Consider the following 23,719-nt stretch of genomic DNA (forward strand, 5'->3'; position numbering starts at 1 on the left):
AGGCCCCCCATGCGCGACATATCCTCTTCCCAACCGACGCGGCGGGCCTTCCTGCGGGCTTCGGCGCTGATCGGATGTTCGGCCGCCGCCTGGCCGCTGATGACCCATGTGACCCTGGCCTCGGCCCCGGGCGAGGACCGGCTGGTGGTGATCATCCTGCGCGGCGCGATGGACGGGCTGGACGTGGTGCGCCCGGCGGGCGACCGCGCCTGGGCGGCGCTGCGCGGCCCCTCGCTGAACGGCAACGCCCCGCCCCTGATGCTGAACGATTTCTTCGCGCTGCATCCGGCGCTGGCCGATCTGATGCCGCTGTGGCAGGCGGGCGAGTTGGGCTTTGCCCATGCCGTCGCCACCCCCTACCGCAACAAGCGCAGCCATTTCGACGGCCAGGATATCCTCGAGGCCGGGACCGGCCTTGACGTGCCCGATCTGCGGGTGCGCGACGGCTGGCTGAACCGGATGCTGCAATCGGTGCCAGGGATCGCGGCGCAGACCGCCTTTGCCGTGGGCCGCGACGAGATGAAGGTGATCGAGGGCCGCGCCCCCTTTCGCAGCTGGGCCCCCGACACCCGGCTGGTGCTAAGCCAGCAAAGCCGGGTGCTGCTGGAACAGGTCTATCACGACGACCCGCTGTTTCGCGACGCCGGTGAGGAGGCGATGGACCTGGCCGACCAGCTTGGCGACGAGCGCGCGATGAGCCCGGCGATGATGCGCAAGGCCGCGAACCGGGCCGACCAGGCCGCGGCACTGGCAAAGTTCACCGCCGAGCGGATGCGCCAGGAGACCCGCATCGCCGCCTTCTCGATCAGCGGCTGGGACAGCCACCGCGGCCAGGCCGGGGTGCTGCGGCGGCAGCTTTCGGGGCTGTCACAGGCGGTGCTGACGCTGAAATCTGGCCTGGGGCCGCTGTGGCAGCGCACCACGGTTCTGGCGGTCACCGAATTCGGCCGCACCGCGCGCGAAAATGGCACCGGGGGCACCGATCACGGCACCGGTGGCGCGATGCTGATGGCGGGCGGCGCGATCCGCGGCGGGCGGGTCTACGGCAAATGGCCCGGGCTGGAGGAGGCCGATCTTTACCAGCGCCGCGACCTGATGCCCACCGCCGACGTGCGCCTCTACCCTGCCTGGGCGATGCGCGGCATGTACGGGATCGGTCGCGATCTGTTGCAAGACAAGATCTTCCCCGGTCTCGACATGGGCGATGATCCGCGCCTGCTGCTGTAGGACCCGGCCCGGCGCAAGGGGATTGCCCGGCCCTGCCGCCTGCGCTAGGCCAAGGACGCACCGGCAAGCAACCCAAGGAAGTGCCCCATGGCCCAGACCGACCTCGGCCGCCCGGTCCCCGGCTGGACGCCCCCGCCGCGCCCAGAGCGCGCGGCGCTGGAAGGCCGGTTCGCCCGGCTAGAGCCACTCGACGCCGATGCCCATGCCGCCGATCTGCACCGCGCCAATTCCGCCGACGATGCGATCTGGGATTACCTGCCCTATGGCCCCTTCGGTTCCGCCGCCGCCTATCACCGCTGGGCGCGAGAAAGCCAGGGCCAGGACGATCCGCTTTTCTTCGCGATCCGCAATCTTGAAACCGGCCATCTGGGCGGCGTGGCCAGCTTCCTGCGCATCGCACCCGAGGCCGGCTCGATCGAGGTCGGCCATATCAACTATGCCCCCGAATTGCAGCGCACCCGCGCCGCGACCGAGGCGATGTATCTGATGATGCGCCGGGTGTTCGAGGCGGGCTATCGGCGCTACGAATGGAAATGCAACGCGCTGAACCGGGCGTCGCGCCGCGCGGCGCAGCGATTGGGTTTCAGCTACGAGGGCGTCTTCCGCCAGGCGGCCGTGGTCAAGGGCCGCAACCGAGATACCGCCTGGTTCGCCGCGATCGACAGCGAATGGCCAGCGCTGCGGGCGGCCTATGAGGCCTGGCTCGCGCCGTCGAATTTCGACCGCTCCGGCCGCCAGGTCGAACGCCTGTCGGACCTGACCCGCCTGGTGCGGGCCGCGAACGACCCAAGCCTGCCGGACTAGGCCGCGTCGCCGGCCGGCTGCCAAAGGCCCGCGGCTTCCACCCACCAGTCGGGGCGCGCCGCGCGCAAGGCCGCCACCGCGGCTTGCGCCGTCGCGGGACTTGCAAACACCCCAAAGCAGGTTGCGCCGGATCCCGACATCCGCGCCAACAGGCAGCCCGATTGCGCCGCAAGCGCCGCCGACACCTGCGCGACCGCCGGGCAGATCGCGGTCGCCGCCGGTTCCAGATCATTGCGCTGCGCGCGCAGCCAGGCCGCCAGTGCCACGGCATCGGGGAAATCGGGCAGGGTTTCGGGCATCGGCGCGTTCTCGGGCCGGGACAACGCGCCGAAGACCGCGGGCGTCGCCAGCGCCATGCCCGGATTGGCCAGCACAAGCCAGACCGGCGGCAGCGCGGGCGCGGGGTCCAGCCGCTCGCCCAGGCCGCGCATCCGGGCCGGTCGCGCGGCGGCGCAGACCGGCAGATCCGCCCCCAGCGCCATCAGCGCCCGCGTATCGGGCATCGGCAGCCCCCAAAGCCTAGACAAAAGCCGCAGCGCCGCCGCCGCGTCCGAGGAGCCGCCACCAATCCCCGCCGCCATGGGCAGGCATTTCTCCAGCGTCAGGGCCGCCCCCAGATCGGCCCCCACCTCCGCCCCTGCCCCGGCGGCCAGCAGCCGGGCCGCGCGCAGCATCAGGTTGTTGTCATCCGCAGGAACCCCGGCTGCGCGCGGGCCCTTGACGCGCAGGCTTAGCCCGTCGCCCGGCGCCACGCCGACGCGGTCGCCCAGATCGACGAAGGCCACCAAGCTGTCGAGCAAGTGGTAGCCATCGGCCCGGCGGCCGATGACATGCAGCGTCAGATTGATCTTGGCGGGCGCAAGGGCCTCAGCCGCCATTGATGGCCCCGGGCTTGGACTTGGCCGCCGGCGCGGGATCGGCGGCCTTCGTCGGCTCGGAAGCGGCCTTGCCCACACCCTTGTCGACGCCCTTGCCTTCGTCTTCGCGCACCGCATCCAGGCCTTTTTCCAGCTTCAGCCGGATGCGCTTGGCCTCGTCCGGGTCCGGCCCGTAAGACAGCGCCCGGCGCCACTGGAACTGCGCCTCCAGCTTGCGCCCCACCATCCAGTAGACATCGCCCAGATGGTCGGTGACCACCGGATCGACCGGCTCCAGCTGCGAGGCCTTCTCCATCACCGTCAGAGCCTTGTCGTAGTCGCCCAGCTTGTAATAGGCCCAGCCAAGGCTGTCGCGGATATAGCCATCATCGGGCCGTTCCGAGACCGCCTTCTTGATCATCGGCAGCGCCTCGTCGAGCTTTTCGCCCCGGTCCACCAACGCATAGCCAAGATAGTTCAGCACATCGGGCTGGTCGGGGTTCAGCTTCAGTGCCTCGCGCAGGTCGGGCTCGGCCCGGGCCCAATCGCCGGATCGCTCCTCGGCGATGCCGCGCAGATAGAAAACCGACCATTGCTGCGCCGAGGGCTTCGGGCCGATCAGCGCGATGGCGTTGTCGTAGGCCTTGATCGCGCCTGCCCACATCTTCTGACGGCGCAACATGTCGCCATAGCCGATCTGCACGTTGATGACCTTGGGATAGGCCTTGGCCAGCAGCGCCATCGCGGCGGTCGCCTCCTGGCTGTGGCCCTGGGCGTAAAGCGTCTCGGCGCGCCCCATCTCGGCCATGAAATGCTCTGGATCGTTTTGCGGGATGCTGCCGTAGATCTTCAGCGCCAGGTCATATTGGTCTTCGTCGCTCAGCAGCCCCGCCGACAACAGCGCGGCCGAAGTCAGATGCGGGCGAAGATGCAGTGCGATCTGCGAAAACAGCAGCACATAGCCGTTCGAGGCCTGCCCCTGCAGCGCGGTGGCGACGGAGTAGAACACCTCGGCCGACCCGTCGCGCGGCGTGCGCACGACCGAGAACGGCAGCGTCTCGCCCGCCTTCAGCCGGTCGCGAAGCGCGTCAACGCCCGGATCCCGGCCGGGGGCGAAATGTCGGTTCAGCAGCGCCAGGGCGGCATCGTTCTTCTCCAGCTGGCTCAGAACCTCGGCCTCGGCGATGACCCCGCGGCGGGTCAGGCGCAGGCCGGAATGATCGCCGCCCAGGATTTTCTCGGCGCCTTCGAAATCGCCCGCCGAAGCCAGCGCCAGGGCCTTGTGATAAAGGCCGAAGGCCTGCATCCCCGGCGTCTTCGCCAACTTGTCGAAGGCGGCGATCGCCTCGCTCATCTTGCCGGCGCCGAGATCGGCCCAGCCGGTGACCAGCCCGTCCACCAGCGGCCCGACCCCGTCGTTCCTGGACAGTTCGGTCAGCACCGCCTCATATTGTGCCTTGCCCAGTTGATCGGCGATCCGCACCAGTTGCCCCACCTGGCTGCGGATGCCGAGGGAATGCATCTGCGCCGCGACCCGGGCCGCGGCGGCGAAATCGCCCAGCGCCAGATCGGACTGGATCGCGGTTTCCATCACTGCGGGGCGTTCGACCTTGCGCGCCAGCAGATCGCCCGCGTAACGCGCCGCGGCAGAGTAATCCCTGTCGCGGCTGGCCTGGCGCGCGGCCAGATAGGCGCCGGCAACCCCGGGCGCCAGCAATGCCTCGCCCGCCGCACCCTGCGCGGCCTTGGTCGCCGGCTGGGTCGCCGCCTGGGCCGACAGGGCCGGCGGCAAGGCGATCAACGCCGCCGAAAAAGTGGACAGAAGGCCGAAGCGGAGGGCACGGATCACAATGGGTCCTTTCACGAGCAGGGGCTGGCCCTTTAAGCTACTGCCCCTTGGCCGTGCTGGCAATCCATAGGGGCAAGAGCGTTCCGCGCGCCGGCCATATGCGGGCGTGCCGGACGCCGGACCAGGCGCCCGGGGGCAGTCCTCGAGGCCCCATGGGGCATTCCGGCCAGGGCGAAGAGCACAGAATGCCCCTTGCTTTTGCCGCGGTCCGCAGCCAACCGCGGGCGGGGTCGCGCCGCCAGCCTGCGCATTTCGCAGCGCGGCGGGCGTTGACTCCGGCCTTGGCGCCTGTATAAGCCCCACGTCCGGGTGCCATGCGCCCCCGGCGTCATTGGTGTTGGCGGCCCCCGCAAGGGGATGCCTGTCGCCCTTCGGGGAAAGGACAACGCCCTTCGCAATGCAAGAAGGAGATCAGCGGTGACCAAACGCACCTCTGCCAAGTACAAGATCGACCGCCGGATGGGCGAAAACATCTGGGGCCGTCCGAAATCCCCGGTGAACCGCCGCGAATACGGCCCCGGCCAGCACGGCCAGCGCCGCAAGAACAAGCTGTCCGACTTCGGCACCCAGCTGCGCGCCAAGCAAAAGCTCAAGGGTTACTACGGCGACCTGACCGAGAAGCAGTTCCGCCGCATCTATGGCGAGGCCGAGCGCGTCAAGGGCGACACCGGCGAGAACCTGGTCGGCCTGCTGGAGCGCCGCTTGGATGCCGTTGTCTACCGCGCCAAGTTCGTGCCCACCATCTTCGCCGCGCGCCAGTTCGTGAACCACGGCCATGTCACGGTGAACGGCAAGCGCGTCAACATCCCGTCCTACCGCGTCAAGGAAGGCGACGTGATCGCCGTGCGCGACCGCTCGCGCCAGCTGGCCATCGTACTGGAAGCCGTCGGCCTGCCCGAGCGTGACGTGCCCGATTACATCGAGGCCGACCATTCGAAGATGACCGCCACCTTCGTGCGCACCCCGGCGCTTGGCGATGTGCCCTACGCGGTGCAGATGGAGCCGAACCTCGTCGTGGAATATTACGCGAAGAACTGATCCCCTTCGGATGGATCACCCTATACGGGGGCCGCGCCATCCGGTGCGGCCCTTTTGCTTTTCCGCCGACCGCACCGTTCAAACCTCTGGCAAGCCCCCGCGCCGACCGCTAAGACCCGGCCAGGACCAAGGAGTTGAACATGAGTGACGCGATCCGCCCGCAGCCCGGCATCATGGACATCGCCCTGTACGAGGGTGGCCAATCTCATGTCGCAGGCATCGAGAATGCCGTAAAGCTCAGCTCGAACGAGAACCCCTACGGGCCGTCTCAGAAGGCGCGCGACGCCTATGCGCGGGCGGTGCATCAACTTCACCGCTATCCCTCGACCGACCATGCCGCCCTGCGCGAGGCAATCGCCGAGGTGCATGGGCTCGATCCCGCGCGGGTGATCTGCGGGGTCGGCTCGGACGAGGTGCTGACCCTGCTTTGCCAGGCCTATGCGGGTCCGCGCGACGAGGTGGTGCGCACCGAGCACGGCTTTCTGATGTACGACGTGCTGACCCGCGCGGTCGGCGCGACGCCGGTGGTGGCGCCGGAACGCGATCGCGTCGTCGATGTCGACGCGATCCTCGCAGCCTGCACGAAAAAGACCAGGATCGTCTTCCTGGCCAATCCCAACAACCCCACCGGCACGATGATCGGCGGGGCCGAGGTGGCGCGGCTGGCCGAGGAGATGCCGAAACAGGCGATTCTGGTGCTCGACGGCGCCTATGCCGAATATGTCGAGGGCTTCGACGGCGGCAAGGCGTTGGTCGAGGCGCGGTCGAACGTGGTGATGACGCGAACCTTCTCCAAGATCTACGGACTGGGGGGCCTGCGGATCGGCTGGGGCTACGGGCCGAAGCAGATCATCGACGTACTGAACCGCATCCGCGGGCCGTTCAACCTGTCGGTCGCACAGCTGGAGACCGCCGAAGCGGCGGTGCGCGATCAGGACTGGGTCGTGAAGTGCCGCACAGACAACACCCGCCTGCGCGCCTGGCTGGCCGAGGCGCTGGCCGAGGTCGGCGTGCCTTCGGACACCTCGACGGCGAATTTCATCCTCGCCCGCTTTGCCAGCGCGGCCGAGGCCGAGGCCTGCGACGCGCATCTGAAGTCCCAGGGGCTGATCGTGCGCCGGGTCGCGGGCTACGGCCTGCCGCATTGCCTGCGGATCACGGTGGGGGACGAAGCCTCCTGCCGCCGGGTCGCCCATGCGGTGGCGCAGTTCAAGGGACAGCGGTGATGGCGCAGGTCTACGACCGGGTCGCGCTGATCGGGCTGGGGCTGATCGCCTCTTCCATGGCCCATGCGATGCGCGAGGCGGGGCTTGCGGGCCATATCGCGGGCCATGCCAAAAGCGCCGAAAGCCGCGCCATCGCCGAAGAGATCGGGCTGTGCGATTCGATCCACGCGACGGCGGCCGAGGCGGTGCAGGGCGCCGATCTGGTGGTGCTGGCGGTGCCGGTGGGCGCGATGGCTGCGGTGGCCGCCGAGATCGGCCCGCATCTGCGGCCGGGCGCCACGGTGACCGATGTCGGCTCGGTCAAGCAGGCGGTGATCGAGGCGGTCGGGCCAGAGATCCCGGAGGGCGTGCATTTCATCCCCGGCCATCCGCTGGCAGGGACCGAACATTCGGGGCCGCGCTCGGGCTTTGCCGCGCTGTTTCGCAACCGCTGGTGGCTGCTGACGCCGCTGCCGGACGCCGACGCAGACGCCACCGCGCGCCTGCGCGGCCTGATCGAGGCGATGGGTGCCCACGTCGAGGAAATGGACGCCCCCCACCACGATCTGGTGCTGGCGGTGACCAGCCATGCACCGCATCTGATCGCCTACACGATGGTGGGCGTGGCCGACGATCTGGGCCGGGTGACCGATAGCGAGGTGATCCGCTATTCCGCCGCCGGGTTTCGCGATTTCACCCGCATCGCGGCCTCGGATCCGACGATGTGGCGCGACGTCTTCCTGACCAACAAGGACGCAACGCTGGAGATCCTCGGCCGCTTCACCGAGGAGCTTTTCGCCCTGCAACGCGCGATCCGCACCGGCGACGGCCAGCATCTGTTCGACTATTTCACCCGCACCCGCGCGATCCGGCGCGGCATCATCGAGGCCGGCCAGGACACCGCCGCCCCCGATTTCGGCCGCAGCAAGGCCGGGGGCTGATCCCCGGCCGTCGCCGTTTCAGAAGCGCGGCGCGGGGCCCAGCGGCAGGAAGCCAAGGCTGATTTGGCCGCCCCCGAAGACAAGCGGCAGGTCGATCGTGTCGGCCCGGCCCGATCCCTGGGCCAGCGCCTGAAGCGCCTTGCGCCAGGTGGCCAGGCGGGCAGGCTCGATCACGCCGTCGGCCTCGGCGATCCGCAAAAGCGGCTGCCATTGGATGATCTTCACGTCCAACTGCCCCTCGGCCAGCCCACCGGCGCCCCGGCGCAGGGTGCCGGTCGCGACGATCCGGGTCTGGCCCCAATCCAGCCGCGCGTCGGTCAGCGTGATCGCCTGCGGCTGGGGCCGGGATTCGCCCACATGCCGGTCGAGCGGGGCCGACAGCGTCAGCCGCCCGTCGAGATGCAGCTTGTCGATCACCGCCGGCAAGTCGCGGTTCGGATCGAGGCGCGCGCGAAGCGCCGGGTTGGGCGTCAGATCCAGCGCCTCGAAACCGACACGATAGGTGGCGGGCGCCGGCAACCGGTTCGCCGCCAGTCGCCCCTGTTTCAGCGTCGCGGCCCAGCCGTCGGTGGAGGTGATGTCCAGCTTGTCGCCGATCAGCGCCAGGCTGTCGAAGCTGAGCGCGGTATCGGCGGCAAGGTTGAAATTCGCCGCCAGCTGCTTCGAGGTCAGGGTGATCTTCTGATCCGGCAGCGTCAGCATCTGCGCTCCCGGGAGCACCGCGATCATCCGGTTCGGGCGATAGCTGAGCGCGATCAGCTGCACCTGCGGCGCGTGCCACACGGCCTGGGCCTGCGTCGACGCCGACGCCGACGCCGAAGCGTCCAGCGGCAGGCCCAGCGCCACCTTGTCCAGCGTCATGTCGAAGCGGTTGGGAAAGCCGGTGACGCCCAGGCTTTGATAGCGCGCGACGCGGCCCTCGGCGCGGGCGTTGTGAAAGGCATCGGCCACGCCGCGTTCCAGCGCGGCGCGCGCGATGAACCAATAGCCGAACCAAAGCACGGCGAAGATAAGGACTATGGCGATCAGTCGGCGCATCCGGCCTTTTCCTTTGCGGCTCATGGGTGTTTACAGGGCGCGTTTGCGGAGGGCCAGCAATGACGGACGGAACAACCTGGGTATTCGGCTATGGCTCGCTGATCTGGAACCCGGGTTTCCCGGTCGCCCGGCATGAAATCGCCCGCCTGTCGGGCTGGCACCGATCGTTTTGCATGCGCTCGATCCACCACCGCGGAACCGAGGCCGATCCGGGCCTCGTGCTGGCGCTGGACGCGCTGGAAGGCGCCCATTGTGACGGTGTGGCCTTCGCCGTCGCACCGGGCGCCGAGGACGAAACCCTCGCCTATCTGCGCGAACGAGAGCTGGTCTCCTCGGCCTATCTGGAAACCCGGCAGAAGGTCGCCTTGCGGGGCGGCCAGATCGTGCAGGCCCTGACCTATGTGATCGACCCGGATCATGCGCAATATTGCGGCGGTCTGGCGCTGGAGCAACAGGCCCGGATCATCGCCCGCGCGACCGGCGGGCGCGGCCCTAACAGCGAGTATCTTTACAATACCGCCAGGCATCTGGACGAACTGGGCATCGCCGACGAGGATCTGACCTGGCTTTCCGCCCGGGTCCAAGCGCTGAACGGCGGCCCGGAAGCCGAGGTGCAATGACGCGCCCAGAGGCATGAGCCGGCGATGAGAACGAAGACGGATCCGTTCGCACCGTTCGTTCGCATCACATCGGCATTATTCGGAAGCAATTGATCTTGCTGGTGCAATTCCCGGACAGGTTGCACCGGCGGCGAAGGCCTGCATCAATCGGCGCGGCTGCCGCGGCGATGATCGGCCAAGGCGCAGGCCTTGCTGCCCGATCCGCCGCGGAAAACGACCGGGGTGTGATCCGCCCCCGGACCGCATCGAGATGATCCGGGGGCAGCACCGGCGCTGCGTGGGGGGACACGCGCCAGGCCGGGGACAGGCGACCCGAAGGCCGTCAATACTCTTGCAGCGCGAGGAATCGCCGCAATGACAGCTAAACGTCAGTTTCATGACAACTGTTCGCTCCCGCGCCCGCACATCCGCGTGGACGGGCCGGGATCGGCGGCAGCTTGCCCGCCGGTGGGGCCGACACGGCGCGCTGCCGCCGGGCCGCGCGGATCACCCACTTCGTGACTTGCATGGACTCGGCCCGCGTCCATCTATCCAACAAGGACGGACCCGAAACAGGAAGGAATGGGCGATGACGCGCAGAAACGCCTTCGGGCGAAGAGGTATGCTGGGCTTGGTGGCAAGCGGCGTGGCGATGTTGACGCTGCCATACAGGGCGGATGCGCTGACCGGCCCGGTCAGCTGGCAAGATCATTTCGAGACGCTCGAAAACGGCGCCATGTTGGCCGACACCCAGGCCCGCACCCTGCATGTCTGGGGCAGCGACGGCAGTATCCACCGTCTTTATCCGATCGCGCCGCCCAGCGGCGGCAGGCCGCTGTGGCGTGGCCACACACAGGTGGTGCGCAAGGTGGTCGGTCCCAGTTGGCGCCCCGCGCCCGACCTGGCCGCCCGGGTTCCCGGCCTGCCCGGGGTGATCCCGCCAGGGCCGGACAACCCGCTGGGCAGCCATGCGCTCTATCTAGACTGGCAGGGGTTGCGCATCCATGGCCGCGGGGAAAACCCCAGGCTGCGCCACGCGGGCGAAGGCATTTCGCTTGCGAACGAGCACATCGCCGAGCTGTTCCCCCTCACCCGAATCGGGATGCCCGTGAAGGTGCTCTAGCCCCCCCAGCGCCGGCCCGGTGCAGATGCCGGGCCGGATCGGAGGGACGACGGCCCCGGGGAGGCCGTCAGACCGAAAGGCAGATGTATTTCAGTTCCAGGTAATCCTCGACGCCGTGATGGCTGCCTTCGCGGCCCAGGCCCGATTGCTTGACCCCGCCGAAGGGCGCGACCTCGGTCGAGATGATGCCGGTGTTCACCCCGACGATCCCGTATTCAAGGCCTTCCTGCACCCGCGTGATCCGGCCGATATCGCGGGCGTAGAAATAAGACGCCAGGCCGAAGATCGTGGCATTGGCCTTTTCGATCGCCTCTTCCTCGGTCTCGAACTTGAACAGCGGCGCGACGGGCCCGAAGGTTTCCTCGGTCGAGACCTTCATGTCCTGCGTCACGCCGGTCAGCACGGTCGGCTCAAAAAAGGTGCCACCGATCTGGTGCCGATGGCCTCCGGCCACCACCGAGCCGCCATGATCGAGCACGTCCTTGATGTGCTCCTCTACCTTGGCCACCGCGTCCTCGTTGATCAGCGGCCCGGCGTCGGTGCCGTCCTTCAGCCCGTCGCCGACCTTCAGCGCCGCGACCGCTTCCGACAGTTTGCGCGCGAATTCGTCATAGACGCCGGCCTGCACATAGATCCGGTTCGCGCAGACGCAGGTCTGGCCGTTGTTGCGGAACTTCGACGCCATCGCGCCCGTCACCGCCAGATCCAGATCGGCGTCATCGAAGACCAGGAAGGGCGCGTTGCCGCCCAGTTCCATCGAGCATTTCATCACCTGATCGGCGGCCTGACGCAACAGGATGCGGCCGACCTCGGTCGATCCCGTGAAGGTCAGCTTGCGCACGGAGGGGTTCTCGCAGAACTCCTTGCCGATGTCCGAGGCCCGGTTCGAGGTGATCACCGACAAGATCCCCTTGGGCAGGCCGGCGCGTTCGCCCAGCACCGCCATCGCCAGCGCGGACAGCGGCGTCTCGGACGCCGGGCGGCAGACGAAGCCACAGCCAACTGCCAGCGCCGGGCCGGCCTTGCGGGCTATCATCGCGTTGGGGAAGTTCCAGGGCGTGATCGACCCCACCACCCCGATCGGCTGCTTGATCACGGTGATACGCTTGTCGGCCATGTGGCCGGGGACGGTCTCGCCATAGATGCGCTTGGCCTCTTCGCCGAACCATTCGATGAAGCTGGCGCCATAGGCGATCTCGCCGCGCGCCTCGGGCAGCGGCTTGCCCATCTCGGCGGTCAGGATCAGCGCCAGATCCTCCTGGTTCGCGATCATCAGGTCGAACCACTTGCGCATCACCTGGGCGCGTTCCTTGGCCGGGCGCGCGGCCCAGCCCTTCATCGCCACGCGGGCGGCCTCGATCGCGCGGGCGGTCTCGGCGCGGCTCATGTCGGGAACCGTGCAGATCACGTCGCCGCGCGCCGGGTTGGTGACCTCGAAGGTGGCGCCATCATCGGCGGCGACCCATTCGCCGGCGACGAAGGCCTGGGTTGCCAGAAGCGCGGGATCCTTGAGCAGGGAACGCAGATCAGTGGCGGTATCGAGCATCTCTTTCTCCTTCGTCATGGGCGGCGCGCGCCCGTCGGCGGGCTCCGGCACGCGGTTGATGTTTCAAAGCATGAGGCCGGGTTGCTTGTCTAGCTAAAGCGGCGCCCGGGCAAGGCAAGCATGACCGGCAACGCCCGGCCGATCGGTGGGAATGCAGCCGGCCGCGCGCGGGGCTTCGGCCTTTCGCCATCCTGTCCTGCACGCTAGGAAAGGTCGAACCAGGGAGGGACGGATGCGCGAAGAGATGGACCGGGCCTATGACAACGGCGGCTTCATACCCGGGGCGGCGGACTACCCGCCGCGCTGGGCCGCCAAGGCCGAAGCCTTCCGCGACCAGCTTGGCCCGCGTGCTCTTCTAGGCCTGCCCTACGCGGCGGGCGATCGGAACTGGCTCGATCTTTTCCTGCCCGAAGGGATGCCACGCGGGCTGATGGTTTTCATTCACGGCGGCTATTGGCTGCGCTTCGATCCGCGCGTGTGGTCGCATCTGGCGGCCGGCGCCCTGGCGCGGGGCTGGGCCTGCGCGATGCCGGCCTATACGCTGGCGCCGGCGGCGCGGATCGCCCAGATGACGCAAGAGATCGGCGCAGCCATCGGCGCAGCCGCAACCAGAGTCGGGGCCGACGCCGGCGGGCCGATCGTTGTGACCGGCCATTCCGCCGGTGGCCATCTGTCGGCGCGCATGGCCTGCGAGGACGCCCCCCTGCCCGGCCCCATCGCCGCACGCCTGCGCCGGGTGGTGCCGATCTCGCCGCTCAGCGACCTGCGGCCCCTGGCGCAAAGCTCGATGAACGACAAGCTGCAGCTCCAGCCGGCCGAGACGCTGGCCGAAAGCCCCGCGCTGCTGGCCCGGCGCGCGGAATGCGAGGCGGCGGTCTGGGTTGGTGGACAGGAGCGGCCAGCCTTCCTGTGGCAGGCTCGGCTTCTGTCCGAAGCCTGGGGCTGCGCCTGGCATGTGGATCCGGGCAAGCACCATTTCAACGTGATCGATGGGCTGGAAGACGGCACCTCGGCCCTGACCGGGGCGGTCCTGGACGGGCTTTGAGCGACGGCGCCACGAGCGCCGCGAGGGCCGCGACCGATGCGCGCGCGGGGTGCGGTACGGGGCCGGTACAGGGCGCAAAACGGGGTGCAAACGGGGCACGCAACGGGCCGAAACCCAGCCGACCGGGCGGCCGGGACGCCAGGCAACGGGCATCATTCCTGCGTGATCACACGGCCTAATGATTCATCTGCAACCGCATTCTCATGTTGGAATGTGTTTCATTCAATTTCGCAACCGAAGAAGGAGACAGCAGATGTCTGCCAAGATTGCCCGGTCCCTCGTACTCGTCGCAGCCTTTGGTCTGTCGGCCATGCCCGCCGTGGCCTCGATGAAGGCCCCGGACGCACAGATGCATTTCAAGGCCATCGCCGGCGCCAATCTTGACCGGATCATGAGTCAGTACGCCCCGGGTGCCACGTTGCAATGGGTCGGCGGCCCCTTGAACGGCACCTATCACGGCAAAGCCGAGATCAAAAAGGTCTGGAGCAAGTTCATCCACCTGATGGGCAAGACGCGTGAAACCGCCTCGGCCATCGATGTCGCCGGTGACGCCAAGGGCATGACGGTGACGGCGAACGTGCATTTCGTCGGCAAGCCCTCGGTCCCGGTGCGCTATGTGCTGGTCTACCGCGATCGCAAGATCGTCGACGAGGTCTGGCAGGTCAACGCGAAGAAATCGATGTAGGCCGCCGTCCCGAACGGCCGCGAAATCCGGTCTGCCCAGGTCCCGCGAAGGCCCTGGGCAGGCCGCCTTCGGGCAAGGCATCAGACGACACCTCCTTCTCGGCCGTCCGACCGCCCGGTGCGTGGCGGCGCGTCGGTCGCTTTTCGCGGTTTCCTGACCGTCCTGGTTCCCTGGCCATCTTGTCGGGTCCGGCGCCGCTTGCGCAACGGGATGCAGAAATGTCACGTTACCGCGATGGAGGCGGAAGGAATCGCAATCGGCAGTCCGAACACCGATAGTGAAGCCGCGCGCCCCGCGCAAACAGGAACAACCTGCTGACCCGGCGGCGCCTGGTCCCTTGCAAGGAAAGATCTCATATGAACGCAGCCTTTGTCCGCCCCGTCAGTCTTGCCGTCCTGCTGTCGCTTGGCACGTTCGCACCACAAACGGCCGTCGCGGGGAAGGCGCAGGCATGGGACAATGTGTCGACAGGGCTTGCGCTGGGGCTGGGCGGCGCGGCCGTGGCGACGACCCTGTCGAAATCCGACAAGACGGGGTTCAGGCAAGGGCTGGAAACCGCCGGGGTGACCTTTCTGGCGGTCGAGGCGCTCAAGTCCGTGGTCCATGAGACCCGCCCGGACGGATCGAACAATCGCGGCTTTCCCTCCGGCCATACGGCGCTTGCCTTCGCGGCCGCCACCTATTTCGATATCCGTTATGGTCAGGAATACAGCTCCTACGTTCCGCTGATGTACGGCGCCGCCGCCCTGACGGGCCTGGCCCGGATCGAGGCAAAGAAGCACTACGCCCAGGATGTGCTCGCCGGGGCGGCGATCGGCTTTGCCTCGGCGCGCATCTTCACCACGCCCTTCGCGAACCAGCTGACCCTGGCACCGACCGATGGCGGCCTGTCGCTGTCCTATACCAAGAAGTTCTGAGATCCGATGCCAGGGCGTCACCCGAGGCTTGCCAGTTTCGTTCACGCTGCCCGCGGTCTTGCGGTTCTGCTGCGCCAGCCCAACGCCTGGCTTCACCTTGTAGCCGCGGCCATCGTGGTGGCGCTGGCGGCCTATCTGCAGGTGTCGCCGGGGGAATGGCTGGCGCTGATCCTGGCAATCGCGCTGGTGTTGGCGGCCGAGGCCCTGAACACCGCGATCGAGCATGTCGTCGACATCGCCAGCCCCGAGTGGAGCGCACTTGCCCGCGACGCGAAGGATGTCGCCGCGGCGGGCGTCTTGATCTGCGCCATCGGGGCGCTCGGTATCGGCCTGATCGTGTTTGTGCCGCGTCTGATCTGATCTGCCGCGCGCGCCCCGGGACGCCGATCGCCGAATCGGCATGATCTTGCCGAAACCGTCCCGACCATGGCCGCCCCCCCGCGTGAAAACCCCGCTTGCATTGAAAATACTTGGTTTTCGGGCCATAGTGCGGGGGCAGTACGGGCAGCGCGGGGTCAACCGCGCGCCCGGGATCCAACAATCATGACGAGGCAGTGACATGACAAGGCTTCTTCTGGCGGCAGCGGTGCTTTCCATCCCGGCGGCGTCTCTTCAGGCGGGGGCGATCAGCCGCGCCTGCATCCAATCCGACCGGCCCGCAACACCGGCACTGTGCAGTTGCATCCAGCGGGCGGCGGATCTGACCCTGGGAAGCCGCGACCAGAATCGCGCCGCCAGCTTCTTCCGCGATCCGCACAAGGCGCAGGAAGTCCGGGTTTCGGATTCACGACAGGACAATGCCTTCTGGAACCGCTACCAGAACTTCGGCCAGACCGCGAAGGCGATGTGCGGGAACTGAGCGTTCTGGCGAACTTCTCCGATGGCCCCATGCAGCCGCGACCCTTCTGTTGTTCCCGGCCCTCTTCATCCGCCTGCGGGCAAGATCTGGCTCGATTCGAGACAATCGACAAAGGGCCCCGGCCCCAGGTCCGGCGACCGTGATGACAGTGGGCCTGGGGCGGCGCAGGCGGCAAAACGACACCATGCACGGATCGTTCCCGCAACGGGTGCGGGAAATCCCGGCTTGTGGGCGCTGAATTCGCTTGCACCCGAAGCCACGCGCAAGCCACTTTCGCGCAGGCAACTTGCCACAAGACTCACGTATTGGTAACCGCGCTTTACCAATCCTGCGAAAGGCCCCGTCATGGCTGTCATCACCAACATCAACGATCTCAAGCGCCTGCACCGCCGCCGTACGCCGAAGATGTTCTACGATTATGCCGAAAGCGGCAGCTACACCGAACAGACATTCCGCGACAACACCAGCGATTTCGCCAAGCTGCGACTGCGCCAGAAGGTGGCGGTGGACATGTCGGGACGTACCACCGCCAGCACCATGATCGGCCGCGACGTGGCAATGCCTGTGGGCTTAGCGCCGGTAGGACTGTGCGGCATGCAATCCGCCGACGGCGAGATCAAGGCCGCCCGCGCAGCCGAACGCTTCGGCGTGCCCTTCACACTTTCGACCATGTCGATCTGCTCGATCGAGGACGTGGCCGCCCATACGACCAAGCCCTTCTGGTTCCAGCTTTATGTCATGCGCGACTGGGATTTCGTCGAACGCACGCTGGAACGCGCCCGGAATGCCGGCTGCGACGCACTTGTGCTGACGCTCGACCTGCAAATCCTGGGCCAGCGCCACAAGGATCTGAAGAACGGCCTTTCAGCGCCGCCCAAGATGACCCTGCCGACGATGCTGGATCTGGCGACCAAATGGCGCTGGGGCTTGGGGATGCTGGGCACCAAGCGGCGCTTCTTCGGCAATATCGTGGGCCATGCGAAGGGCGTGGGAGATGCTTCTTCGCTGATGAGCTGGACCAATGAACAATTCGACCCCAAACTCGACTGGGACAAGATCGCGCGGGTGCGCGACATGTGGGGCGGCAAGCTGATCCTCAAGGGCGTTCTGGACGAGGATGACGCCCGTCTCTGCGCCGATTTCGGGGCCGACGCTCTGATCGTGTCGAACCATGGCGGGCGGCAGCTAGACGGCGCCCTTTCCTCGATCCGGATGCTGCCGCGCATCGTCCGCGCCGTCGGCGACAAGATCGAGGTGCATATGGACAGCGGCATCCGCTCGGGCCAGGACGTTCTGAAGGCGCTCGCGCTGGGCGCGCGGGGCACTTATATCGGACGCGCCTATCTGCACGGCCTGGGCGCGATGGGCGAGGCCGGCGTGACCAAGGCGCTCGACGTCATCCAGAAGGAGCTGGACATCTCGATGGCTCTCTGCGGCGAGCGCGACGTGAAGGAGTTGGGCCTTCAGAACCTGCTCATCCCGGATGACTTTGAGGGTCGCTGGGCCTGACACCCGGACACCGCATGGGATGCTCGGTGCCGCTTGCGTATTTGAAGAACAATGAAAGCCGGAAAAGTCCTTTCATTGTTCCCGAAATACGCCCGCCGGAGGCGTCCGGACCCTTCCGCCATGCACGGCCACGGATCGGCGCGCTTTTTCCTTCCCTTCATGGCAAATCTGCCCTATAGGCCCCTTCTCATGGCCGTGCACCCTTGGAGGACGGCCAATTCAACCAATGGAGACCTCAAATGGCTGGCAAGATCCCCGATCTTCACGCCGAGGTACGGACGGGGACAGGCAAGGGGGCCGCTCGTCAAGCTCGTCGTGAGGGCTACGTACCCGGTATCGTATATGGTGGCGGCCTCGATCCGCTTCCGATCAACCTCGAATTCAACCCGCTGCTGACCCGGCTCAAGGCCGGCCGGTTCCTGTCGACGCTCTTCAATCTGAAGGTGCCCGGCCAGGAAGACGTCCGCGTCATCTGCCGCGGCGTGCAGCGCGACGTGGTCAAGGACCTGCCGACGCATGTCGATTTCATGCGCCTCAAGCGGACCACCCGGATCAACCTGTTCATCCATGTGACCTTCGAAGGTCATGAGGCCGCGCCCGGTCTCAAGCGTGGCGGAACGCTTGTCGTGGTCCGCCCCGAAGTCGAGCTGGAAGTGACGGCGGGCGATATCCCCGATCACATCACCGTCGATCTGACCGGCAAGGAAATCGGCGATGTCATCCACATCAACGATGTCACCCTGCCCGAAGGCGCCAAGCCGACGATCGAGCGCAACTTCGTCATCGCCAACATCGCCGCGCCCTCCGGGCTGCGGGCGAGCGAGGCCGAGGACGAAGGCGGTGAAGGCGACGAGGCAGAGGCAGAGGCCTGATCGACCCCGCCGAGCGGCACCCGAAGCAAACCGAAACGCGGCGCCCCAGGGCGTCGCGTTTTTCGTTGCAATGAGCGCGTCTGCGGCCCGGCGCCATTTGTCTTTCGGATGTACCGATGACTGCGCCATCGGTCTGGTCCCCGCCGGCGGCGGCGCCCAGCCGGCTCGCCCTACCGTCAAGACCCCGTCGGGGCGCATCTTCCTTCATCTTGGCGAAAATACTCCACGGGGGTCCGGGGGTGTGAAACCCCCGGCCCTGAAGCCGTCGCAGCTACATGTTGGGATAGTTCGGCCCATCCCCGCCCTGCGGCGTGGTCCAGTTGATATTCTGACTGGGGTCCTTGATGTCGCAGGTCTTGCAATGCACGCAGTTCTGGAAGTTGATCTGGAACTTCGCCGTGGCGCCCTCTCCGAGGACCTCATAGACGCCGGCAGGGCAGTAGCGCTGCGCCGGCTCGGCGTACTTCGGCAAGTTTACCGAGATCGGCACCGCAGGGTCCTTCAGCCTCAGATGACAGGGCTGGCTTTCCTCATGGTTCGTGAACGAGAAACTGACGTTGGTCAGCCGGTCGAAGCTGAGCTCCCCGTCCGGCTTGGGATAATCGATCGGCTGAAAATCCTTAGCCTCACCGGTCGCCGCCGCGTCGGTCTTGCCGTGGCCCAGCGTGCCGAACAGCGAAAAGCCAAGGCTGTTGGTCCACATGTCCAGCCCCCCCAGCGCAAGCGACGGGAACATCCCCCATTTCGACCACATCGGCTTGACGTTGCGCACCTTCTTCAGGTCGGCGCCGATATCGCCGCCCCGAACTTCGGCCTCGTAGGCGGTCAATTCGTCGCCCGAACGGCCCTCGGCCAGTGCCTTGTGCGCGGCCTCGGCGGCGGCGATGCCCGACAGCATTGCGTTATGGTTGCCCTTGATACGCGGCACGTTGACCATGCCGACCGAACACCCCAGCAGCGCCACACCCGGCGCCACCATCTTCGGCATCGACTGAAAGCCACCCTCGGAAATCGCCCGCGCGCCATAGGCCACGCGCTTGCCGCCCTTCAGAAGCTCGGCCACCATCGGGTGATGCTTGAAGCGCTGGAATTCCATATAGGGGTAAAGATAGGGGTTTCGGTAGTTCAGATGAACCACAAACCCCACATAGACCTGATTGTTTTCAAGATGATAGATGAACGACCCGCCGCCGGCGTTCGACCCCAGCGGCCAACCCATCGTGTGGGTGACCGTGCCTTCGCGGTGCTTCTCGGGGTCGATCTCCCAGATCTCTTTCATCCCGAGGCCGAATTTCTGCGGCTCATGCCCCGACGAGAGGTCGTATTTCGCGATCACCTCCTTGGACAGTGACCCGCGCACGCCCTCGGCCAGAAAGACATATTTGCCGTGCAGTTCCATCCCCGGCTCATAGCCCGGGCCCTCGGTACCGTCAGGGTTGCGGCCGAACTCGCCCGCGACCACGCCCTTCACGCCGCCCTTGTCGTCATAGACGAGTTCAGAACAAGACATGCCGGGGAAGATCTCGACCCCCAGCGCCTCGGCCTGTTCGGCCATCCAGCGGCAGACATTGCCCATCGAGACGATGTAATTGCCGTGGTTCGACATCAGCCGGGGCATAGGCCAGTTGGGGATGCGCATCTTGCCGGACTCGCCCAGCAGGAAGAAATTGTCTTCCTTCACCGGCACGTTGAGCGGCGCGCCCTTTTCCTTCCAGTCGGGGATCAGCCTGGTCAGCCCGCAAGGATCCAGCACCGCGCCCGAAAGGATGTGCGCGCCCACCTCCGAGCCCTTTTCCAGCACCACCACGTTCAGATCAGCGTCGAGTTGCTTCAGACGGATCGCCGCGGACAGGCCGGCAGGGCCCGCGCCGACGATCACCACATCATATTCCATCGCTTCACGGGTGGTCTCGGTCATCTCTCGTCCTTTCGTGTGCGGACCTCGGCGCAGCCGGGCGCGGGCGCTTCCCTTTATGCCCTGGCCCAGCGTTAGCGCGCCCGGCCGCGCATCGCAATCGTTGTGAGCGCTCACAAACGCCCCCGGGGCTGCCCCGGTGCCACCGTGGCGCAACGTCACTTGGCCCCGATCCCACCCGTTGGTCCGCGCGGCCGAGGCCGACGGCAAATCGCGGCTCATGGCGGACGGCGGCGGTGCTTGCCCCTTGCATTTGCCCCGTCGCTGCGGTCAGGTGGGGACAAGAAATGGATTGACGCCATGGCCGTAGTTCGGCCAAGTGGCGTCTTTTTTGCAAAGTGACCGATGGAAAAGATACCGATGACCCGCGCCGGCCATGCCGCGCTCGACAATGAACTGAAGCAGTTGAAGTCGGTGGAACGCCCGGCCGTGATCCGCGCCATCGCGGAGGCGCGCGAACATGGCGACCTGTCGGAGAATGCCGAATATCACGCGGCGCGCGAAAAGCAGAGCTTCATCGAAGGCCGCGTCAAGGAACTCGAAGGCCTGCTGGCGCGCGCCGAAGTGATCGACCCGACCAAGCTGTCGGGCACGATCAAGTTCGGCGCGACCGTGTCGCTGGTCGACGAGGATACCGACGAGGAACGCACCTATCAGATCGTGGGCGAGGCCGAGGCCGACATCGAGCGCGGACTGCTGAACATCAAGTCACCCCTGGCGCGCGCCCTGATCGGCAAGGACGAGGGCGACAGCGTCGAGGTGCGCACCCCAGGCGGCGAGCGCAGCTACGAGATTCTCAGCATCCGCTATCTCTGAGCCGCGACGCCCCGTCCAATGCGGATTCGCCGGAGAACCGGAGATGACCAAGACCTCGATCCCCCCCCAGGCCGAAGGCTCTGACGCGCCTGACGGCCGGCGTCGGACGGCAGCCAAAGGCGCGCCGAAGGGCAGCGCCAAGCCCCAGGACGCAGCCGCCCCCGGGCCAGCAGCCGGCCGGGGCATGGACACGGGCATCTTTTCGCGCCAGCCCGCGTCGGAGCCGGTCACCACGACCGAAGTGATCGCGGTGGCGCTGACCCTGGCCTGGGTTGTCGCGGTCGGCGCATTCTTCATGATGACCGGCGGCATGGCGAGCGACCGCAACGTGCTGACGGCGGTGATGACGCTGCTGGCGGTTTTCCTGCCGATCGCGATGATCTGGGTGGCCGCGCTGACCGCGCGCACCGTGCGCGGGCTGCGTGAAGAGGCCGCCCGTCTGCAAGCCGCCGTCGACGGGCTGCGCGCCGCCTATGTGCAGCAAAGCCAGGCCAACGCGTTGGGCCTGCGCCCTACGGTCGAGCGCAAGCTGGACGAGATCGCGGCCGCCCAGCGCCAGACCGAATCCGCCCTTGCCACCTTCAGCTCGCGCCGCGACCACACCCGGGTGATCCCCTCGGCCGACCGCAAGGCCGCGCTGACGCTGGCCCCCGCCGCGCCGGGCGAAGACCAGCCGGCGCTGGCGCTGGGCACCCCGGCCGAGGCCTTCCATCCACCGATCCCGGTAAGCGATTTCATCCGTGCGCTGAACTTCCCCGATTCGGTCGATGACAAGGACGGCTTCCGTGCCCTGCGCTCGGCGCTGGAAGATCGCGACCTCGCCCGCCTCATCCGGGCGGCACAGGACGTGCTGACGCTGCTCAGCCAGGACGGGATCTACATGGACGACCTGAAACCCGACCGGGCCCGCACCGAGGTCTGGCGCCGCTTCGCGCAGGGAGAGCGCGGCCAGACGATCGCCGCGCTGGGGGGCGTGCGCGACCGCTCCAGCCTGGCGCTCACCGCGGGACGGATGCGCTCGGACCCGATCTTCCGCGACGCGGCGCATCATTTCCTGCGCCAGTTCGACAAGACCCTGGTCAGCTTCGAAAAGATCGCCTCGGATCAGGATCTGGCCGATCTGGCCGAAACCCGCACCGCCCGCGCCTTCATGCTGTTCGGTCGGGTAACCGGCACCTTCGACTAGTAAGAGGAGGCGCCGGCCCCGCGCCCTAGGCGAAGGTCTTGGCGAATTGCGTGCGCAGAAGCGCCTTTTGCACCTTGCCCATGGTGTTGCGTGGCAGTTCGGGCAGCACCGCATATCCCTTGGGCTGCTTGAACTTCGCCAGGCTCGCCCCCAGCGCGGCGCGGATCGCGCCTTCGTCCGGCCCCTCGCCGGCCGGGGTAAGGACGGCAAAGACCGCCTCGCCGAAATCCGGATGCGGCACACCGATCACCGCGGATTCCAGCACGCCCGGCTGCTCGTCGAGGATCAGCTCCACCTCCTTGGGATAGACGTTGTAGCCGCCCGAGATGATCAGGTCCTTCTGCCGGCCGACGATGCTGACATAACCGTCGGCGTCGATCTGACCGATGTCGCCGGTGATGAAGAAGCCGTTTTCGCGCAGCTCCTCCGCCGTCTTCTCGGGCATCTGCCAATAGCCCTGGAAAACGTTCGGGCCGCGCACCTCGATCATGCCGGCCTGGCCCTGCGGCAGGGCCCCGCCGGTGTCGGGATCGGTGATCTTCACCTCGACCCCGGGCAGCGGAAAGCCCACGGTGCCCGGCCGGCGCTCGCCGTCATAGGGGTTGGAGGTGTTCATGTTGGTCTCGGTCATGCCATAGCGTTCGAGGATGCGCTGGCCGGTGCGCGCCTCGAAGGCCAGGTGGGTCTCGGTCAGCATCGGCGCCGAGCCGGAGGTGAACAGCCGCATGTGCCGCGTCAGGTCGCGGGTGAAACGCGGATCGTCCAGCAGCCGGGTATAGAAGGTCGGCACCCCCATCATCGAGGTTGCCCGGGGCAGCAGGCGGATTACCTGGTCCAGGTCGAAGCCCGGCAGGAAGATCATCGCCCCGCCCGCAAGAAGCGATACGTTGCAGGCCACAAAAAGGCCGTGCGTGTGGAAGATTGGCAGCGCGTGCAGCAGCACGTCGGCATCGGTGAAGCGCCAGTAATCGACCAGCACCTCGGCGTTCGACAGCAGGTTCGCATGGCTCAGCATCGCGCCCTTCGACCGCCCGGTGGTGCCCGAGGTATAAAGGAAAGCCGCCAGATCGTCGGGCCCGCGTTCGGCCGGGGTTAGCGCGTCGGGCTGGTTCGCGGCCTGCTCGGTCAGGCTGCCCGAGCCATCGGCGTTCAGTGTCTCCAGCCGCGCGCCGCTGGCGGCCGCGATCGGGGCCAGCGCCTTGGCCCGGGTTCCGTCGCAGACGAACAGCCGCGGCGTGGCATTGCCGAGGAAATAGGCCACCTCGTCGGGCGTATAGCCGGTGTTGAGCGGCAGGAAGATCGCCCCCGCCGCCACCGCCGCGCCGTAAAGCGCCAGCGCCTCGGGTGTCTTGGCCACCTGCACGGCGATCCGGTCGCCCGGCACCACGCCCTGGGCCCGCAGCACATGCGCGAAACGCGCGATCATGCGGTGAAAGGCATCCCCCGAAACCTCGGCCCCATCGGGCAGGATCAGAAACGGGCTTGCACGCCCTGCGAGAGGGGCGAAAAGCGCGTCATACAAGGTGTTGGCCATGGTCTCCTCCGGTCCGGCTCGGGCGTTTTGTCGCACTTCGCGGAGGCAGGCTCAAGCCATGGACGACGCGGGCGCCCGGCTGCGTGAAAGACTGCGGAAGGATGGCCACAGGCGCGGATCAGCGGCCCGGGAAAGCGCCCTTGCGCGGCAAGCG

At 67.2% G+C, this 23,719-nt stretch carries 22 protein-coding genes; 16 read left to right on the forward strand and 6 right to left on the reverse strand.

What is annotated here, in order from left to right:
* Positions 1 to 9 precede the first annotated feature (9 nt).
* Complete coding sequence (locus BLV97_RS00155) at positions 10 to 1,227, forward strand: DUF1501 domain-containing protein (RefSeq protein WP_035839584.1); 1,218 nt, start codon at positions 10 to 12, stop codon at positions 1,225 to 1,227.
* 87 nt (positions 1,228 to 1,314) lie between these two features.
* Positions 1,315 to 2,031: a GNAT family N-acetyltransferase gene (locus BLV97_RS00160; RefSeq protein ID WP_035839582.1), complete on the forward strand. Its 717-nt coding sequence runs from the start codon at positions 1,315 to 1,317 to the stop codon at positions 2,029 to 2,031.
* Here the strand turns inward: BLV97_RS00160 and BLV97_RS00165 are convergent.
* On the reverse strand, positions 2,028 to 2,909 hold the full coding sequence (locus tag BLV97_RS00165) for a 4-(cytidine 5'-diphospho)-2-C-methyl-D-erythritol kinase (protein ID WP_035839580.1): 882 nt from the start codon (positions 2,907 to 2,909) through the stop codon (positions 2,028 to 2,030). The two genes, BLV97_RS00160 and BLV97_RS00165, sit on opposite strands and share 4 nt — an antisense overlap.
* A complete protein-coding gene (locus tag BLV97_RS00170) occupies positions 2,899 to 4,737 on the reverse strand; it encodes a tetratricopeptide repeat protein (protein ID WP_244520922.1) in 1,839 nt (612 codons plus the stop codon). Before BLV97_RS00170 ends, BLV97_RS00165 begins: the two co-directional genes overlap by 11 nt.
* 417 nt (positions 4,738 to 5,154) lie before the next feature.
* Here BLV97_RS00170 and rpsD point away from each other — a divergent pair, with 417 nt between their 5' ends.
* The 3 genes from rpsD to BLV97_RS00185 all read left to right on the forward strand — a co-directional run bounded on the left by rpsD (position 5,155) and on the right by BLV97_RS00185 (position 7,921).
* Positions 5,155 to 5,775, forward strand: a complete 621-nt coding sequence (gene rpsD, locus BLV97_RS00175) for a 30S ribosomal protein S4 (protein ID WP_035839211.1) — start codon at positions 5,155 to 5,157, stop codon at positions 5,773 to 5,775.
* A 140-nt stretch (positions 5,776 to 5,915) separates the two neighbouring features.
* Positions 5,916 to 7,001 (forward strand): histidinol-phosphate transaminase, encoded by a 1,086-nt coding sequence (hisC, locus tag BLV97_RS00180; protein WP_035839208.1) that lies wholly within the window; start codon positions 5,916 to 5,918, stop codon positions 6,999 to 7,001.
* Positions 7,001 to 7,921 (forward strand): prephenate/arogenate dehydrogenase family protein, encoded by a 921-nt coding sequence (locus BLV97_RS00185; RefSeq protein WP_035839204.1) that lies wholly within the window; start codon positions 7,001 to 7,003, stop codon positions 7,919 to 7,921. The genes hisC and BLV97_RS00185 overlap by 1 nt, the downstream gene beginning before the upstream one ends.
* Positions 7,922 to 7,939: 18 nt before the next feature.
* On the opposite strand, the gene BLV97_RS00190 is transcribed toward BLV97_RS00185, so the two are convergent.
* Complete coding sequence (locus BLV97_RS00190; protein WP_035839201.1) at positions 7,940 to 8,959, reverse strand: DUF2125 domain-containing protein; 1,020 nt, start codon at positions 8,957 to 8,959, stop codon at positions 7,940 to 7,942.
* A gap of 59 nt (positions 8,960 to 9,018) precedes the next feature.
* Here BLV97_RS00190 and BLV97_RS00195 point away from each other — a divergent pair, with 59 nt between their 5' ends.
* The gene (locus BLV97_RS00195; RefSeq protein WP_035839198.1) at positions 9,019 to 9,579 is read left to right on the forward strand and encodes a gamma-glutamylcyclotransferase; all 561 of its coding nucleotides are present in this window, start codon (positions 9,019 to 9,021) and stop codon (positions 9,577 to 9,579) included.
* A 568-nt stretch (positions 9,580 to 10,147) separates the two neighbouring features.
* A complete protein-coding gene (locus tag BLV97_RS00200) occupies positions 10,148 to 10,681 on the forward strand; it encodes a L,D-transpeptidase (protein ID WP_035839195.1) in 534 nt (177 codons plus the stop codon).
* Between the two features lie 67 nt (positions 10,682 to 10,748).
* On the opposite strand, the gene BLV97_RS00205 is transcribed toward BLV97_RS00200, so the two are convergent.
* A complete protein-coding gene (locus BLV97_RS00205; protein ID WP_035839192.1) occupies positions 10,749 to 12,227 on the reverse strand; it encodes an NAD-dependent succinate-semialdehyde dehydrogenase in 1,479 nt (492 codons plus the stop codon).
* Positions 12,228 to 12,459: 232 nt separating this feature from the next.
* Between BLV97_RS00205 and BLV97_RS00210 the strand changes: the two genes are divergently transcribed.
* The 7 genes from BLV97_RS00210 to BLV97_RS00240 all read left to right on the forward strand — a co-directional run bounded on the left by BLV97_RS00210 (position 12,460) and on the right by BLV97_RS00240 (position 18,114).
* The gene (locus tag BLV97_RS00210) at positions 12,460 to 13,272 is read left to right on the forward strand and encodes an alpha/beta hydrolase (protein WP_035839189.1); all 813 of its coding nucleotides are present in this window, start codon (positions 12,460 to 12,462) and stop codon (positions 13,270 to 13,272) included.
* Between the two features lie 253 nt (positions 13,273 to 13,525).
* Positions 13,526 to 13,957, forward strand: coding sequence for a nuclear transport factor 2 family protein (locus BLV97_RS00215; RefSeq protein ID WP_051645892.1), 432 nt, complete (start codon positions 13,526 to 13,528; stop codon positions 13,955 to 13,957).
* Between the two features lie 356 nt (positions 13,958 to 14,313).
* The gene (locus BLV97_RS00220; protein ID WP_051645891.1) at positions 14,314 to 14,874 is read left to right on the forward strand and encodes a phosphatase PAP2 family protein; all 561 of its coding nucleotides are present in this window, start codon (positions 14,314 to 14,316) and stop codon (positions 14,872 to 14,874) included.
* A gap of 6 nt (positions 14,875 to 14,880) precedes the next feature.
* Positions 14,881 to 15,234, forward strand: a complete 354-nt coding sequence (locus tag BLV97_RS00225; RefSeq protein WP_035839186.1) for a diacylglycerol kinase family protein — start codon at positions 14,881 to 14,883, stop codon at positions 15,232 to 15,234.
* Positions 15,235 to 15,433: 199 nt separating this feature from the next.
* A complete protein-coding gene (locus tag BLV97_RS00230) occupies positions 15,434 to 15,733 on the forward strand; it encodes a hypothetical protein (protein WP_035839183.1) in 300 nt (99 codons plus the stop codon).
* 345 nt (positions 15,734 to 16,078) lie between these two features.
* A complete protein-coding gene (locus tag BLV97_RS00235) occupies positions 16,079 to 17,242 on the forward strand; it encodes an alpha-hydroxy acid oxidase (protein ID WP_035839181.1) in 1,164 nt (387 codons plus the stop codon).
* Between the two features lie 239 nt (positions 17,243 to 17,481).
* Positions 17,482 to 18,114, forward strand: coding sequence for a 50S ribosomal protein L25/general stress protein Ctc (locus BLV97_RS00240; RefSeq protein ID WP_092163893.1), 633 nt, complete (start codon positions 17,482 to 17,484; stop codon positions 18,112 to 18,114).
* Between the two features lie 271 nt (positions 18,115 to 18,385).
* Here the strand turns inward: BLV97_RS00240 and BLV97_RS00245 are convergent, their stop codons facing one another.
* A complete protein-coding gene (locus tag BLV97_RS00245; RefSeq protein ID WP_035838541.1) occupies positions 18,386 to 20,032 on the reverse strand; it encodes an electron transfer flavoprotein-ubiquinone oxidoreductase in 1,647 nt (548 codons plus the stop codon).
* Between the two features lie 342 nt (positions 20,033 to 20,374).
* Here BLV97_RS00245 and greA point away from each other — a divergent pair, with 342 nt between their 5' ends.
* Together greA and BLV97_RS00255 are read left to right on the forward strand one after the other, a co-directional pair.
* Positions 20,375 to 20,845 carry a transcription elongation factor GreA gene (gene greA, locus BLV97_RS00250; RefSeq protein WP_035838539.1) on the forward strand — a complete coding sequence of 157 codons (471 nt, stop codon included), beginning with the start codon at positions 20,375 to 20,377 and terminating at the stop codon, positions 20,843 to 20,845.
* 184 nt (positions 20,846 to 21,029) lie between these two features.
* Positions 21,030 to 22,031: a hypothetical protein gene (locus tag BLV97_RS00255; protein WP_035838537.1), complete on the forward strand. Its 1,002-nt coding sequence runs from the start codon at positions 21,030 to 21,032 to the stop codon at positions 22,029 to 22,031.
* 25 nt (positions 22,032 to 22,056) lie between these two features.
* Here BLV97_RS00255 and BLV97_RS00260 read toward each other — a convergent pair whose 3' ends face one another.
* On the reverse strand, positions 22,057 to 23,565 hold the full coding sequence (locus tag BLV97_RS00260) for a malonate--CoA ligase (protein WP_035838535.1): 1,509 nt from the start codon (positions 23,563 to 23,565) through the stop codon (positions 22,057 to 22,059).
* Positions 23,566 to 23,719: the final 154 nt, after the last annotated feature.

The organism is Allgaiera indica (assembly GCF_900106675.1).
Lineage (GTDB): Bacteria > Pseudomonadota > Alphaproteobacteria > Rhodobacterales > Rhodobacteraceae > Acidimangrovimonas > Acidimangrovimonas indica.